This window comes from Desulfurococcus sp. (assembly GCF_038881575.1).
In the GTDB taxonomy this organism is placed as follows: domain Archaea; phylum Thermoproteota; class Thermoprotei_A; order Sulfolobales; family Desulfurococcaceae; genus Desulfurococcus.
In genome coordinates this window covers 88,666-104,585 of sequence record NZ_JAVZPN010000003.1, presented here as the reverse complement: position 1 = coordinate 104,585, position 15,920 = coordinate 88,666, and the positions used below count along the sequence as shown (strand labels likewise).

Here is a 15,920-nt window from a genome sequence, read left to right as displayed (position 1 = left end):
ATTATAGTACCTTGGGAGGATAGCCGGGTTTGTGCGGAATAATAGGCTTGTGCCTACACGACAAGAATACTTTAAGGCTAGGGGAAGCCATATACAGGGGTCTCCTTAGGCTTGAGTACCGTGGATACGACTCGGCAGGCATAGCTGTAATCAGTGATAATGGGCTCATTATTTTAAAGGGTAAGGGTAAGCTGAGCGAGCTTGAAGGCAAGTATTCTTTCACAAGCCTCGAAGGTGTAACCGGGATAGGTCATACCAGATGGGCCACACATGGTGCTCCAAACGATGTAAACGCGCATCCCCACACTGATTGCAGCAACATATTTGCGATAGTACATAATGGTGTCATAGAGAACTATATGGAGTTGAAAAAGATCCTTGCCTCAAAAGGGCATGTCTTCAAGAGTGAAACAGATACAGAGGTAGTGGCACACCTGATTGAGGAGTATTATAAGGAGACAGGGAGTGTTTACCAAGCCTTTAAGAAGGCTATATCATCACTGAGAGGCACATATGCAATCCTCCTGATTACACCACTTGAACCCCATAAGATATTCTACGCTAGAAAGGATAGCCCTCTGGTAATAGGGGTTGGCAATGGATACAATGCCGTGGCAAGCGATATACCGGCCCTACTAGAGCACACGAGGAGAGTGATAGTCGTAAGGGATGGATGGATCGGCTACATTACTCCATCAGAGATACACATCGAGGAACTAGATACGGGCCGTCTACTAGAGTCAAACAGGTATATCAGGGTGGTTGAATGGGATCTAAAAGACGCCGAGAAGGAGGGATACCCGTTCTTCATGATTAAAGAGATATATGAGCAGCCAAGGGCCCTTAGAAACACTATCCATGGATTAGTAAATGATGTGATAATTGATGAAGCAGTTAAGCTACTAGCTGATGCTGACAAGGTATTTATAACTGGAGCTGGCACGAGTTACCATGCCTCAGAATACTTCGCGTTAACAACGATGAAGCTATCCGGGAAACCAGTTATACCCTTCATAGCCAGCGAGTATGAGGTATATGCTGAGGTAGCTGGTTCCAATGACATACTCATAGCTGTCAGCCAGAGCGGGGAGACAATGGACACTATGAAGGCTGTGAGAGCCTTCAAGACGAAGGGGTGTAGAATCATTAGTTTAACAAATGTAGTCGACTCAGCCATAGCTAGGGAAAGCGACATAGCTCTCTACACTAAGGCCGGGCCAGAGATAGGGGTAGCAGCCACCAAGACCTTCCTAACTCAAACCCTATTCCTCTCATGGATATCCATTCTATTAGCGAGTGAGACAGGTAGATTAAACAGTAATGAGGTGACCGAGCTATTGGAGGAGCTGAGAAACGCCCCTAGATATGTTGAGGAATCAGTGTCAATGAGTAGTGAAACCGTGAAGAAGCTAGCTGAGAAACTGGTCCCAGTTAAAAGCATGTACTATCTCAGCAGGGATATCGGGCTACCGGTTGCTAGAGAAGGAGCCCTCAAGATAAAGGAGATCGCATATATACATGCTGAAGCATATCCAGCCGGTGAATCCAAGCATGGTCCCATAGCATTGGTGGAGCCTTCATTCCCAGTAGTATTCACGGTACCAAGTGATAGAAAGCTTGAGAAACTATTATTGGGGAACATAGAGGAGATGAAGGCTAGAGGCGGATTCGTAATCAGTGTTGCCCCACAGGGATTCAACCTAAATGAGAGAGCAGATATAGTAATAGAGGTCCCAAGGACACATTGGATACTGACGCCTCTAACCCATACACCACCGCTTCAACTACTCGCATACTATGTCGCCACGATGAAGGGCATCGACCCGGATAAGCCGAGAAACCTGGCTAAAACTGTTACAGTGGAATAGCTCCTAAGTAGTCCTCGAGTCCTCATCAATTTCAATGTCTCTACCCTGCAACTAAAAGGGAGAGGCTTTCAGTTGTAAATTACGTGGATTACAGCTGAAAGTCTTACCCTTCAGGGTGGGGAGGAGGTCAGCGGGTTTCACCCCGTCTTTTAAAGTCAGGTGCGCTATGAATACTGTTGTGGCTGGCTCGTTTAACATGCTTCTTAGAACCGCGGCTTCCCCCGTAACCAGCCCTATCCGTCTGATCCATCTATAGGCCTGATAACTATTTTATCTAGTGGTTGAAATCTATCAAGCACTATCAATAGCCTTTAGCTTCTCTATGTTCTCTACCTCAGATGAATCTATTTCCCTAGTATTAAAGAATGCATCCACTATCTCCTTAGCCAGCTCCTCACTGGTTAACCTGGCACTTAACGCGAGGACATTGGCGTCATTCCATCTCCTAGCTCCCTCAGCGTTCCTGGCGTCTGTGACGAGTGCTGCCCTAACTCCCTTGATCTTATTGGCTGCTATCGATACACCTGTACCAGTGTAACATATAACAATGCCGTAATCTACCTCGCCTCTAGCCACCATGGAACCCACCTCAAAGCCTACATCGGGCCATGGATACGGCTTTCCCGTCGCGAGGGCGCCGACTAGTTTAACCTCAAATCCCTTCTTCCTCAGGTAGTCCACGATGAATCTTGCAACACTATATATGTCATCTGATCCAACCGCTACACGCATGGATTCATCCCTCCTAGAATAATTATTCAAACATAAAATAAACCTAGGTGACCAGGTGTATTTTCACCTGGTCTCTCTCAAAACTCTTCTCGAAGGCTTCAACACCCCTTGTCAACGGATATTCTGAGGTAACTAGTTTATCGACAACCACTTTTCTTCTCCTCAGCAGGCTTATTGCTTTATCGAAGGGACCGCACCTGGACGTCGATAGCTTTAACTCCTTTACAACAGCCTTGGTCTGATCAAAGCTCACCAAGGAGCCATGGGTTGACTTTAATGCAACGACGCCTCTCGGTCTAGCTACGTCAAGCGCTACTTCTAAGCCGCTGGAGCTACCAGTGGCCTCAACGACATAGTCGAATCCCTGCCCCTCCGGGGTATCCTTCTTAACTACTTCACTAAGCCCCTGGTAATCCACGACTAAATCTGCTCCAAGCTCCCTGGCTAGGTGAGCCTTCGGAGAACCAGGCCTCGAGACAGCTACCAGGAGCTCTGGCTCGAATAGTTTGAGCACCTGTATGGCGAGTAACCCAATCGCCCCAACACCTATAACTGCAACTCTGCTTAATGGTTTAACTGGCTCCATCTCAATCATCTCGACCACTGCTGCAAGAGGCTCAATAAATGCTACCTGAAGTGGTGTTAAGTCATCGACTACATGGATAAGATCCCGCCTCGTCACCATGTATTCTGCCATACCTCCATCACGCGTTATCCCTATGGTCTCCCTGTAGGGGCAATGAGTGTGCATTCCGTTTCTACAATACCAGCACCTACCACAGTAGACATTTATCTCGGTTGTAACCCTGTGCCCTACGAGATCCCTTGGAACCCCTTCACCAACATCGACAACTATACCTGAAACCTCGTGACCCGGAATAAGGGGCTTCTTAAGTAACTTATATGTCCCCGAGTACATGGCTTTATCCGTTCCACAGATACCAACCCTCTCAACTTTGATGAGGACCCATTCTGGAGCAGGTCTCGGTTCTTCAACTTCTTCAAGCCTTAGATCTCTTGCACCGAGGAGTAGAAGAGCCTTCACACTGTATCCCCATACATGTTGTAATGTATCTAAGAAACATAATATGTTTTTATATTTATTTACTGTCATTACTTAAATTATCAATAAGAGGTGAGCTGATGAGATCCCTAGCTATGAAAACCCTTGTATTAGTTGTAATAGTAGTCATCATAGTGGCATCAATAGGGGTATACTACTACTATAACTATGCATCCCCCTCCACCACAACAACCGCAACAACCGCAACAACCACAACAACTAGTAAACCTATCAAGGTTGCAATACTCTTTGATGTAGGTGGGAGAGGAGACCTAAGCTTCAACGATATGGCGTGGCTTGGTGCTGAGAAAGCCGTAAGGGACTTCAATATACAGGTTGAATACACGACTCCGCAGAGCCAGGCTAAGATGCAGGATCTATTGGAGTCACTATCGGCCAGCGGCGAATACGACTTGATAGTATTGGTTGGATTCCTATGGACATCCCCGTTGAACGCTACAGCTGATAAATACCCTAACCAGAAGTATGCTTTAATTGATTCATCCACGTTCATCAATAGATCTAACGAGGTCGATATCTTATTCTCTGAACAAGAAGTAGGGGCGCTAGTAGGTGTTTTAGCAGCTGACATGGCTTCTAAAATAGGGTGTAACAAGGTAGGTGCTGTAGCCGGTATGTCTATACCGCCTCTATGGAGATTCCACATAGGCTACTTATTCGGTGTTAAATACTATGAGATGAAAACAAATAAGACCATAGGCTTCCTCTGGGAGTACACGAGTACATTCGGTGATACTCAGAAGGGATACCAGTATGCTACATCAATGCTGCAGGAGGGAGCATGCGTACTCTACGGTTTAGCCGGCTTAACACATGTTGGAATGTTCGATGCTGTACGAGACTGGAATAAGCAGGGTAAAGGGGTTGCATTAGCCATAGGCCAAGACGCCAGCCAGGAGTGGTATATGCCGAGATATATGCCTATAAGCGGTGCTAAAAGAGTTGATATAGCAGTATATGATGTCATTAAAATGGTTGTTGAAAACAAGTGGATCCCTGGAATACATGTGTTAGGGTTGAAAGATGGTGGAGTAGGTATATGGGATCTCGATGGCGTTAAATACTTCGCGGAGATAGCTTACAACCAGAGCAAGCTGGAAACCGGGCTCACACCGAATGATGTTGTAAGAATAGTTAATGAAACCAGGAACACCTATATCACGGAGACTGGTTGGAGCGTGATGAGTGAATTAGAGCAACTAATTATAAGTGGACAGATAGCATTCAAGAATCCCTCCACAGAGGATGAATACGCTCAAATAGTGAATGCCCTCAAGAACGGAGACTTAAATGCAGCTTTAAGCAAGGGAAGCGTCTAGAGAAGAAGAAAACTTTTTATCCATTCATCTCTTTTCTCAATGAAACAGGAATAACATAGGCCTCTTTATAGGCGTCCGACTATGAAGACTGTTGAAATGCACGGTATTAGAAAGATTTACCCTGACGGCGTAATAGCTTTACATGGAGTCGATTTCGAGGCTGAGGAAGGGGAGATACACGGGTTACTCGGGGAAAACGGGGCCGGTAAAACCACTTTAATGCGTATACTTTACGGTGAGATACGTCCAACAGAGGGGGAGATCAAGGTACTCGGTAAAAGAGTTAGATACAGGAATCCAAGGGATGCTATTAAGCAGGGCATGGCAATGATATACCAGCATTTCTCCCTTGTCCCAACGATGACGGTGCTGGATAACCTCTACCTTGCCTTAGCAACTATTAATCCACGTATTACTAGAAGCGAGGTCGAGGCACGAGCCAAGAAGTTGATCGGTGAGACAGGGTTAAAGATACCCCTTGACAAAGTGGTTGAGGAGCTCCCTGCCGGTGTCCAGCAGAGGGTCGAGATACTTAAAGCCCTCATAAGGGATGCACGTATACTTATACTCGACGAGCCCACAAGCGTGTTAACACCTCTTGAAGTGGAGGAGTTATTTCAATCCCTGAAGAGGTTAAAGGAGAAGGGGATGACGATAATATTGATTACACATAAGCTTAGAGAGGTCAAGGCTGTAACCGATAGAGTAACAGTTCTCAGGAGAGGGGTTAAAGTGGGGACGGTGAGGACTAGCGAGGTCACTGAGGCCCAGTTAGCTAGAATGATGGTTGCCAGGGATGTTGAACTAGTCTTGGAGAAGCCCCCTGGCATTCAGCCCGGTCGGGAAGTATTGAGGATAGAGGATCTATGGGTTAGAAGCAGTGAGGGAGTAGATGTCTTGAAAGGCATTAATCTCTCGGTAAGGGAAGGGGAAATCATTGGAGTAGCTGGTGTTCAAGGCAATGGCCAGACAGAGCTGGCAGAGGCTATTGCTGGGTTAAGGAGGCCTTACCGGGGTAGGATAATCCTTGACTCGAGGGATATCACCATGCTTGACCCTATGAGTAGATACAAGCTGGGTATATCATATGTTCCTGAAAGCAGGAGGAACGGGTTAATCCATGAAATGAATATTATCGAGAACTCGGTGTTAACGAGCACGTATAGTTACATTGGGAGATACGGTTTCATAGACTGGGGTAGGGCAGTGGAGACCGCTCTTAAAATAATCAGGGAGTACGATATCAACCCTCCCAACCCCTATACTATGGTGAAGCATCTCAGCGGGGGAAATCAGCAAAAGCTCCTGGTTGGCAGGGAGCTAGTGAAGAAGCCAAGGATCCTCGTGGTTTCCGAGCCTACTCAAGGCGTGGATGTCGCCTCGACAGAGTTTATACGGAGAAAGCTACTGGAGCTTAAGACCAGGGGGGTTGGAATACTCTTGATATCCACGGACCTAGACGAGGTGATTCAGTTAAGCGATAGAATAATCGTGATGTACGAGGGCAGAGTAATTGGTGAGGGAAGAACAGAGGAATTTACCCTTGAAAAGCTAGGGCTTTTAATGGGTGGTGTCAGTGCCTGAGGCCTTCAACTACATGAGGATAGTCAAGGTGATTATAGAGGAAGCTGTCTCACTCCTGGTGGGCTTCGCGGTAGCCGTAGTCATATTGTTGTTCAACGGGTATGAACCATTCCCCGTTATCAGTATCCTGTTCAGCGAGGGATTCAGGAATATAGAGGTATTGATGAAGCAAAGCATACCAGTGATCGCAACAGGGCTCGCGTTCTCTATACCCTCCTTAGCCGGGTTATTCAATATAGGGGGTGAGTCCCAGCTGTACATAGGTGCCTTCACAGGGCTTGCGTCAACATATATTATATATAACGCCACCGGTCAACCCGTGTTATCCTCTGTAACAGGCCTGGTATCAGGGGCCTTGGCAGGGGGATTCTGGGGCTTTATAATAGGGTATTTGAGGGCGCGGAGGAGTGTTAACGAGGTTGTAGTCGCGATAATGATGAACTGGGCCACCTACTATCTAGTGCTCTACTTAATTGTCTCAAGGTTCACTGACCCAATCTACTCCCACATGAGTGTCTTCGTGCCCGCATCCTCCAGGATACCCAATGTCCTTGGCTTCGCAATGATTGTTGGAGTAGCTGTACTGACATATATCGTGTTAAGGTATAGCTCGCTCGGCTACTCTATAAGGGTTGCCGGTCTGAATCCTAAGGCGGCTGTTTACGCCGGGTTCAACTTAGAGAAGATCTTTATAACCGCTATGTTTATTTCTGGAGCGATCGCTGGACTCGGGGGCGCGCTCTTCGTGCTCTCAGTCATATACTCGATTGATACGACGATGTCCGCTATCTACGGCCTCGGCTTCCTCGGTATAGGTATAGGCTTACTTGGGAGGAATAACCCTATCGGGGTGGTGTTAGCCGGGTTATTTATAAGTGGACTCCAATTCGGCGGGCAATGGGTTGAGCTACGTACCGGGGCACCCCCCTACTTAACCGATGTAGTCATAGGTATCATAGTTATTGCTTTATCAGCTACCTACACCTACGAGCTACTAGTATCCAAGTTGAGGAGGGGGTAGAATGATAGATATCCTTATAGCCTTAATCGAGAACACACTGTATTCAGCTACAGTAGTGTTGCTGGGAGCGCTTGGAGCCATAATCAATGAGAAAAGCGGCGTGGTGAATATAGGTGTCGAAGGCATCTTCATATTATCGGCTTTCTCCACAGTATACTTCACCCTGGCCTCAGGGAACCTGGCTATAGGCATCCTCCTAGCCCTGATGGTAAGCGGGTTAGCGGGCTTAATCCACGGCTTGATCTCCGTATACCTCAGAGGAGACCAGGTGATTATCGGCGTAGGCTTCAACATGGTTGCAGCCGGATTAACAATAGTAATGATGGTGACGACATGGGGAGACTACTCCCAGACCCCCCAGATACAGAAGCTACAGGGATTACAGTTAGCCATAGGCGGGAAAGTCTTCATCATCCCATTATTCTCCATAGCAGCAATCCTCATCGGGTTCGCCGAGTGGTTTATCCTCGAGAAGACGAGGTACGGGCTCATCCTGAAGGCGTGTGGTGACGAGCCACGTGCAGCAGAGGCGATGGGAATCAATGTCTTCAGGACCAGGCTCCTAGCAACTGTTCTCGGAGCGGTTGTGATGGGTTTAGGTGGAGTCTTTCTTTCAGCCGAGTGGTTCGGGAACTATACTAAGGCGACGACGGCTGGGAGAGGCTTCATTGCCCTGGCTAATGAGGCATTCAGTAACTGGAACCCCGCGATGGCTGTTGCCGGTGCACTGCTCTTCGGGTTCTTCGAGGCGTTATCGATAAGCCTACCGATACAGCTTCAATCCATGCTGGGCAGGCAGTTTACTGCTGAAACATATCTCTTCAAGATGATGCCTTATGTTGCGACTATTATTGTGATAACCGTGATAATGAAGAAGATCAGGATGCCGAGGGCCCTGGGTAAGCCGTACATAAAGGAGTAACAGTGGTATATTACAAGTTAATTGATTACATCTCTGCTTATTGATTAAGTAGTCTCCATCAATAGATCCAATTCATTGTTTTATATTGTTTTTTACATCTATATTCAATTAATTAATTCATAGTCATGTACTTGATTACTTGATTTTAATTATTATTCAATATTAACTATTTTACATATCTCTATCAATAATCATGAAACATAGTTAAGTATTTATGATTTAGAAGCAATCACTCATAATAATATAATCTATTCATGAATCATTATATCATGTATTATTCATGTATGACTCATCTACAACGGTATTACCCTTGAAAAGTGATCTAGGAAGATAATCTTTAATGCACCTATATCCCTTGGGGGTCCCTTGACTAGATTACCTTCCAAGGGTAATACCTTACTAAATCGGTATTCATGTTGCAATCCTTGATATATTGTACAAAACTAGTTATCTAGGATTATAATTATATTACTACAATACATTAACCATATTACTATGCATGATCATGATGGTATTACCTATTGAAGCCGATCAAGGCAAGGCCCTGTTATTTGATATAGGTGCTCGAGTAGACGGGGCAGTTGTTCAGGTTTCATGGGTATTATCGAGCATACCTCTGTATCCATGTATAATACTATTTAACCCTGATACATATTCATGTACACTTATCCTCACTGCCGTGAAGCCCCGGGAACCATGTAGCATCTAATAGATGCCCGTCCATGAGGAGTGATCGCCTCCACACCATGGTTGGATCACTGGTTAACTTGACACTCTTCCAGTTAATAAGCGATTAACTACCCTTATTGATCAATACATGGTTAACCGATCCCTGCATACTTAGACAAGCCATGTACATGATTTACAAATATAGCACAGTAATCAAGGGATTAGGGGGCCGGCATGGAGACCACTGATTATATATCCTTAAGTAGAGATCTATAGCGTAACATGGTGGTAGGCTTGATAACCGAGCAGGAAGCATTCAAGAAAGCCGTTGAAACCGTTGCATCACTAATGCTCGCATCAGCCAAGACAGCGCCTAAGGCACGAGGCATAGACAACATAGTATCAGCCATTATAACCGAGAAACAGGAGCTCGAGGCGTTGGCAGGGTACATGAAGAAACTCGCAGGAAAGTACGGTATGTTCTTCGAGAGAGACGCTGAGAACGTGTTGAATAGCGACGCAGTGGTACTAATAGGCTGCAAAATAACCGGGCTCAACCTAGCTAAGCCGGAGAAATGGGTGCTCGACGCAGACACCGTTAACTCAATAGTAAACCTGGGCATAGCACTGGGTTCAGCAGTCAAGACAGCATCACTGCTAAACATAGACAATAGGATAATGTACTCTATAGGCGTGGCAGCCCAGGAGCTAGGGTTAATAGACGCTGACATCGTGTACGGGATACCATTATCAGTTAAAGGCAAGAACATATACTTCGACAGGAAATTCCCCAAGTAACCTAGTGAACCCTGTAGACTTGTTTTTTCAACATACCTAACCTCACACAATATGATCTCGCTTACCGAGTGAAATAACACTTGGTTGATTCAAAAACACCCGGGAACCAATTCCAAAATATATATAGATACCAAGTAACCAATAAATTTCAAAAGTGGTAAAAGTGATATGCGCCAAGATACTTCCACAAGGCGAAACCCTATGCATAGACGCTGAGGAAGCCCGGGTAGTAGACCTAGTGGAATCAGCTAGAGACAAGCTTACAGGAAACAACATCATAGTACTAGTAGATGACAAGCTCGTAGAGGACTACACTATGAAGATAACAAGTAGAAACCGTATCCTAATAATAGAGGAATTCCTCGGTGGCTAACCCTCATCTTAGTACTCCATAACTCCCCACCATCTTCGCGAGGAATGATAGGTATATGAATACTATCCCTGGGTTCTTGATATAGGTCCACCAGTGAGATGAACTCTTAGTGACGAGCCTTATAATAGATGGATCAACGATGCCCATTATTAGCTCATCTATACTTCCACACTAATTCACAAGCCTGCATACGTAACTTGTCAATATTGGATGCGAATAAATCGCTTGAAACCCATGCTTCTTTAAGGGACATAGGCTCACTGGTTGCCCGTCTCTGAAAGTTCTCTACGGCGGTGTTCGGAAATTGCCCAATCATCGAGGATGATGTGATATCGTAGGTGGCGATAGAAGCGTTTCACATGGTTGAAGCTGTATAACCGTGTTAAGATTTAAGAGAGCAGTAAGGATAGTAGTAGCTAGAGGAGAGGACTACACATGAGAATCACAGTGATCACGCTGGGAAGGGCGAGCGATTACACTGGTAGAAGCATAGTGGAGCTAGAGCTCCCCGAGGGCGCCATGCTAAGAGATGCCATTAGGGTTCTCAGCGAGAAAACCAATCCACTGCTCTACGAGAGATATATTGATGGACACTACATATTCGTGACACTCGTAAACGATAAGCCGGTTCTATCCCCGGATACTCCTTTGAAAGACGGTGATAGGATAACACTGGTTACTCCCGAGATGGGTGGTTGACTCCGGGTTCGCCACAGTATTTTTCTATTTCTTCACTATTCTCATACTTCACTTCAACAAGGTCTATCGAAGGGGTTTTCGCATTGAATAATAGTATTTTACCGGCTAATGGAGAGCCGTAGCCCAGTATGAGCTTAAATACTTCGTTTACCTCTAGCAATCCAAGCAAGCCCGGTATATGTGCCATGACTATGACCCTTCCCCTCTCGCCTCCCCCAACACTGCGGAACAAGTATCTAAGACAGGGGGTTTTACCAGGTATCACAACCGTTAATTGTCCATAATACTCTCCAACCCCAGCGTGGACAAGTGGTTTTCCATACCTCCATGCAGACTCGTCGAGCAGGAATCGTGTCTCCCAGTTATCTAGGGCATCGACGACTATATCCACACTGGGGACTAGTTTATCCAGGAGTTCCCTACTTATAGTCGCCTGTATGGGTTCCAGCGTTACATCTGGATTCAGCCTCCTTAGTTTCTCATATGAAGCCCGTACCTTCGGTCTCCCTATGTCCTCAGTATTGTATAGTATCTGCCTCTGGAGATTACTCAGCTCCACCAATCCGTCATCGATGAACACTATCCTCCCAACCCCAGCCGCTGTTAAATAATAGAGTATCGTGGATGCGAGGCCGCCGGCACCGGCGACAAGGATACTTGTCTTCTTAAGCTTCAACTGCCCCTCCACGCCTATTATTGGCAACTGCCTACTATACCTCTCATACTCTACACTGCTTAGACTCATCCCTAGCCACCTGATTTAACCAGGTATACAACTACCTCGTCTCCATCCCTGATGACATCGTCCTCTGTTAGAGGGACCCCCTCCCTTAACACTATGTGCTCTGATTTAGAGAGCCCCAGCCTCCTAAGTAGCTCTGAAACACTTATCTCTCCGGCATCCAGTATTCTAGGTGCCTGCTCACCGGTCACCCTCACCTTGATCACGTGGCTCACCAATATCTCTGATCCAAGCCGGTCTTATATAGAATTTCACGGCTCCATCATGGTAATCCCTAATCACCTTCCTAGCTGCCTCCTCGATCAAAGGCTCCCTGGTAGTTTTATAGAACCACCCGTGCCTCACAGCTATCTCCTCAAGGATCCTCAAGGGATCCCTTTCACTGACACCATAAGCCTCCATGAATGCGTCAGGGTGGTAGGTCATTATCCTCTCGATGAGCTTTATAGCCGGGAGAACAGGGTCCTCGAGCTTCTCTATTGGATAACCCCTTATCACCCTTTCAAGCTCTCCTCCTTCGACAGGTATCACTCCAGGCGAGTCGACCAGCAGTATATCCTTGTCTACACGGTATAATTGGAAGTGCCTCGTGTAGCCTGGGCTTCCAGGGTATGGACTTGTCGGGGCTGAATGCCTCCCCTTCAACCCGTTTATAATAGATGACTTACCGACCTTAGGATACCCTGTTACAGCCACTATCGTTGGCAGCGAGGGGGCTACTCTACGTATAGTCCTCCTGAGCCTGAGGGTACCCATGTGTCTAGCAGCAGCCATGTAGACTGTTGTATATCCTTTCTCCATGAAGTACCTCTTCCACTCCTCTGCCACGTTCCTGGGAACCAGGTCGGACTTGTTTAACACCAGGATCAGCTTTTTCCCTTTTTTCCTAACAATGGATTCAAGCCTCTTACTGAACGTGTTTAAGGGATCCCTTGCATCCAGCACCATTAAGACGACGTCTACCCTGGAGATCATTCTATCTAGCTGGCTCCACGATGCTAGTATGAATCCTCCCCTACTCATAGCTCTCAAACCTCGATAACTCCTCGGCTGAGAGTACTGAGAGCCAGTCTATTCTGATGCCTGAGGGAATAACAGTCTTGTTGCTTAATGCATTAGCTATGAGCCCCGCTACCTCGCCTGGTGTAGTGTTAGACGTATCGATCTCATATATCTTTTCCTCCCCGAACACTGTTAACGCATTATATGATACAACACCAAGTATCTCGGCCATCACGTTCTCATTGATCTTCCTCCTGTCCCATCCCCTCGACTCAAGCCTCTTCTCCAGCACCAGGGGATGCGTTCTCAGCACGAATACTTTTTCAACTACGCTGGGATCCAGGATCTCAGGGTAATGGGTGCTAACTATGATATAGCCTTCACTGCTTCCCGCAAGCATTGACACCTCACGCGACAAAGCATCCTCATCTATCACATAGCTACCTCTCTCATTGTCGAAACCAGTAACTAGTCCTCTCTCCAAGGCATACCTCCCAAGCTCGATTAACTGAAACCCCGTCAAGGAGGCCAGCTCCCTTGATACACTGGTCTTCCCTGTACCAGGCACCCCAGCTACCACTATTATCTTACCCATTTAAACACCCCTGGTTTATTAGCGAAGTCACCCTTATTATAACACAAACCCGGAGTCAAGCCAAGTTTTTAAATAGGGATCCCGTTATAACATGTTTATAGACCACCTGGTGGGTGATTTGAGTATTCAGGAGTCATCAAAGAAGCCCGGGGAAATAGTTTACATCCTGCCGAAGCTACATAGTGGCGAGGAAGTATTATCCCTTACAACAAGTGTTTGCCCATACTGCTACAGGGTTCTCCCAGCTGTAATAGTTGAGAGAGAGGGGAAGGTATATATTAGAAGAACCTGCCCGGAACACGGTGAAATCGAGGAACTATACTACGGCGATGTAGATTTCTATAAGAGGATTGTAAAGTACACCGAAGACGGGAGGGGAGCCAGACACATATACACACAGGTTAAAACACTATGCCCATTCAACTGTGGATTGTGCCCGATGCATAAACAGCATACGGCACTGGTGAACATGGTTATAACAAATAGATGTAACTTATCCTGCTGGTACTGCTTCTTCTACTCAGAGGCCTCGGGATACGTCTATGAGCCGACACTGGATCAAATAAGGGAGATGGTTAGAAGCATTAAGAAGCAGGGTGTAACTGTTGCAATACAGTTGACTGGAGGGGAACCATTATTAAGGGAGGACCTCGTTGACATCGTGAAGCTATTAAAGGAAGAGGGGGTAAGACACATACAGTTAAATACTAATGGGATAAGATTCGCCGAGCTATATATAGAGGATCCAGTTAAAGCGGTTGAGTACGCTAGAGAGCTGAGAAGCAACGGCGTGAACACCGTATACCTCAGCTTCGACGGGGTAACGCCCGTAACAAACTGGAAGAACCATTGGGAGGTACCATACATACTTGAGACGTTCAGGAAGGCCGGCATGACCAGCACTGTACTGGTTCCAACAGTTATTAAAGGCGTGAACACACATGAGCTCGGGGCTATAGTCAGGTTCGCTGCTAAACACATGGATGTCATAAGAGCAGTGAACTTACAGCCAGTGAGCCTTACTGGATACATGAAGAAGCATGAGAGGGAGAAATACAGGATAACGATACCAGAAGTAGCAAAGTTGATAGAGGAGCAGACCGATGGACAGGTAACCAGGGATGCATGGTTCCCGGTAAACGTTAGCGCATTATTCTCAAGGTTCATAGAGGGATTCAGCGGCGAATTCAAGTTCGAGATGAGTAATCACCCAATATGCGGCGTTGGAACCTATATATACGTCGAGAAAAAAGGCAACGAGATAAAGCTAACCCCTATTACTAGCTTCGTGGATGTGGAGGGTTTACTCGAGTACCTGAGAGAGAAATGGGAGGACCTCGTAACTGGGTCGAACAGGTATATGGTTGGGCTGAGGCTACTATACTCCATAAGGAAATTCATTGACTCAAGCAAGCAGCCTGAGGGATTCGACTTATACAAGCTATTATTCAACATTGTAATAAAGCGAAGCTATGATGCACTGGGCGAGCTCCATTACAAGCTATTATTCCTGGGTCAAATGCACTTCATGGACCTCTACAACTACGATATACAGAGGGTTCAGAGATGTAATATACATTACTCGGTGCCAGATGGTAGATTAATACCCTTCTGCGCATTCAATATATTCGACGATATATACAGGGATAAAATACATAAAGAATACGGTATATCACTTGAAGAATACTCGAGGAAATACGGTCTGCCAAAAGGACAGGTAACCAGGAAATACATCAGAGATAGAAGGAGGCTGGAATCCAGTGAAATATATAAGCTAACATATGAAGGAGTAATCCAATCCAAAGCATGATAAATGATTAATAATAAAAAAGACTACTGTATGAATCGACTATATTTTTCCAGACCTTAGGAAGTCCCTTATAAGCCCTATACCCACTGGTGTGAAATACGCGACAGCTATCAGGTTTGGTATAGCCATGAGACCATTTGCCACATCAGCGAAGTTCCAGAATACTTCGAATAATTCTCCAGCAATCGCTGCAGGTATTATGGGTATAACCCACATAACCCTCCACACCCACCTCATTGGTTTCTCAGGTAATTTAAGTGTTCTACTCCAGAAGTAGATCCAGTTGACCTCGCCATACCACTCCCATGTCAACAGGGTTGTATACGCGAAAAGCGCTAATGCTATACCAAGTACTACAGGTGCCCATATCCCATAGGCTCTATAGAAAGCCTCCATAGCCAATGCTGCGCCAGATAGATCTGGTCTCTCAATATATACACGGGTAACTATATCGACTATACCGGTCATAGAGCATATGACTATTGTATCCATGAAGACCTCGAAGATACCGTAGAGGCCTACTCTACCAGGGTGGTCGACAGACATATACGCGTACATGTTTGGAGCACTACCTAATCCAGCCTCATTGGAGAACAATCCTCTTGCAAAGCCGTATCTGATAGCCGAGTAAACCAGCCAACCAGAGAGACCGCCTGCCGCTGCCTGCGGTGTGAATGCGTAAGTAAATATCTCACTGAAAGC

17 protein-coding genes are annotated in these 15,920 nt (G+C 46.1%); 9 read left to right on the top strand and 8 right to left on the bottom strand.

The window, feature by feature from the left end; all coding sequences use genetic code 11:
• Nucleotides 1-29 precede the first annotated feature (29 nt).
• Nucleotides 30-1,868 carry a glutamine--fructose-6-phosphate transaminase (isomerizing) gene (gene glmS / locus QXV08_RS03975; protein ID WP_342786475.1) on the top strand — a complete coding sequence of 613 codons (1,839 nt, stop codon included), beginning with the start codon at nucleotides 30-32 and terminating at the stop codon, nucleotides 1,866-1,868.
• 291 nt (nucleotides 1,869-2,159) lie between these two features.
• On the opposite strand, the gene QXV08_RS03970 is transcribed toward glmS, so the two are convergent.
• Nucleotides 2,160-2,600, bottom strand: a complete 441-nt coding sequence (locus QXV08_RS03970; RefSeq protein ID WP_342786531.1) for an RpiB/LacA/LacB family sugar-phosphate isomerase — start codon at nucleotides 2,598-2,600, stop codon at nucleotides 2,160-2,162.
• Between the two features lie 43 nt (nucleotides 2,601-2,643).
• A complete protein-coding gene (locus tag QXV08_RS03965; protein ID WP_342786474.1) occupies nucleotides 2,644-3,645 on the bottom strand; it encodes an alcohol dehydrogenase catalytic domain-containing protein in 1,002 nt (333 codons plus the stop codon).
• A gap of 98 nt (nucleotides 3,646-3,743) precedes the next feature.
• On the opposite strand from QXV08_RS03965, the gene QXV08_RS03960 reads away from it, so the two are divergent.
• From QXV08_RS03960 to QXV08_RS03935, 6 genes are all read left to right on the top strand, one after another.
• Nucleotides 3,744-5,003: a BMP family protein gene (locus QXV08_RS03960; protein WP_342821413.1), complete on the top strand. Its 1,260-nt coding sequence runs from the start codon at nucleotides 3,744-3,746 to the stop codon at nucleotides 5,001-5,003.
• An 81-nt stretch (nucleotides 5,004-5,084) separates the two neighbouring features.
• Nucleotides 5,085-6,587, top strand: coding sequence for an ABC transporter ATP-binding protein (locus tag QXV08_RS03955; protein WP_342821412.1), 1,503 nt, complete (start codon nucleotides 5,085-5,087; stop codon nucleotides 6,585-6,587).
• The gene (locus QXV08_RS03950; RefSeq protein WP_342786471.1) at nucleotides 6,580-7,608 is read left to right on the top strand and encodes an ABC transporter permease; all 1,029 of its coding nucleotides are present in this window, start codon (nucleotides 6,580-6,582) and stop codon (nucleotides 7,606-7,608) included. Before QXV08_RS03955 ends, QXV08_RS03950 begins: the two co-directional genes overlap by 8 nt.
• Nucleotide 7,609: 1 nt before the next feature.
• Entirely contained in the window at nucleotides 7,610-8,530 is a 921-nt protein-coding gene (locus QXV08_RS03945) for an ABC transporter permease (RefSeq protein ID WP_342788136.1), read from the top strand.
• A 963-nt stretch (nucleotides 8,531-9,493) separates the two neighbouring features.
• Nucleotides 9,494-9,997, top strand: coding sequence for a ferredoxin domain-containing protein (locus QXV08_RS03940; protein ID WP_404990997.1), 504 nt, complete (start codon nucleotides 9,494-9,496; stop codon nucleotides 9,995-9,997).
• A gap of 154 nt (nucleotides 9,998-10,151) precedes the next feature.
• Entirely contained in the window at nucleotides 10,152-10,370 is a 219-nt protein-coding gene (locus QXV08_RS03935) for a hypothetical protein (protein WP_342788134.1), read from the top strand.
• Between the two features lie 154 nt (nucleotides 10,371-10,524).
• Here the strand turns inward: QXV08_RS03935 and QXV08_RS03930 are convergent, their stop codons facing one another.
• Nucleotides 10,525-10,686 (bottom strand): hypothetical protein, encoded by a 162-nt coding sequence (locus tag QXV08_RS03930; protein ID WP_342788390.1) that lies wholly within the window; start codon nucleotides 10,684-10,686, stop codon nucleotides 10,525-10,527.
• Between the two features lie 119 nt (nucleotides 10,687-10,805).
• On the opposite strand from QXV08_RS03930, the gene QXV08_RS03925 reads away from it, so the two are divergent.
• A complete protein-coding gene (locus QXV08_RS03925; RefSeq protein ID WP_342786725.1) occupies nucleotides 10,806-11,069 on the top strand; it encodes a MoaD/ThiS family protein in 264 nt (87 codons plus the stop codon).
• On the opposite strand, the gene QXV08_RS03920 is transcribed toward QXV08_RS03925, so the two are convergent.
• From QXV08_RS03920 to QXV08_RS03905, 4 genes are read right to left on the bottom strand one after another with little or no spacing between them, the layout of a single operon-like run.
• Nucleotides 11,047-11,814 (bottom strand): HesA/MoeB/ThiF family protein, encoded by a 768-nt coding sequence (locus QXV08_RS03920; protein WP_342786731.1) that lies wholly within the window; start codon nucleotides 11,812-11,814, stop codon nucleotides 11,047-11,049. The genes QXV08_RS03925 and QXV08_RS03920 overlap by 23 nt on opposite strands.
• 2 nt (nucleotides 11,815-11,816) lie before the next feature.
• Nucleotides 11,817-12,017 (bottom strand): hypothetical protein, encoded by a 201-nt coding sequence (locus tag QXV08_RS03915; protein ID WP_342786732.1) that lies wholly within the window; start codon nucleotides 12,015-12,017, stop codon nucleotides 11,817-11,819.
• Nucleotides 11,992-12,834: a GTPase gene (locus QXV08_RS03910; protein WP_342786733.1), complete on the bottom strand. Its 843-nt coding sequence runs from the start codon at nucleotides 12,832-12,834 to the stop codon at nucleotides 11,992-11,994. The genes QXV08_RS03915 and QXV08_RS03910 overlap by 26 nt, the downstream gene beginning before the upstream one ends.
• Nucleotides 12,827-13,408, bottom strand: coding sequence for an adenylate kinase family protein (locus QXV08_RS03905; protein WP_342786734.1), 582 nt, complete (start codon nucleotides 13,406-13,408; stop codon nucleotides 12,827-12,829). Before QXV08_RS03905 ends, QXV08_RS03910 begins: the two co-directional genes overlap by 8 nt.
• Nucleotides 13,409-13,499: 91 nt before the next feature.
• Between QXV08_RS03905 and tes the strand changes: the two genes are divergently transcribed.
• Nucleotides 13,500-15,218, top strand: a complete 1,719-nt coding sequence (gene tes, locus QXV08_RS03900) for a tetraether lipid synthase Tes (RefSeq protein WP_342786735.1) — start codon at nucleotides 13,500-13,502, stop codon at nucleotides 15,216-15,218.
• Between the two features lie 39 nt (nucleotides 15,219-15,257).
• On the opposite strand, the gene QXV08_RS03895 is transcribed toward tes, so the two are convergent.
• Nucleotides 15,258-15,920, bottom strand: a 663-nt coding sequence (locus tag QXV08_RS03895; protein WP_342821411.1) for an alanine:cation symporter family protein, incomplete at its 5' end; no start/stop codon positions are given.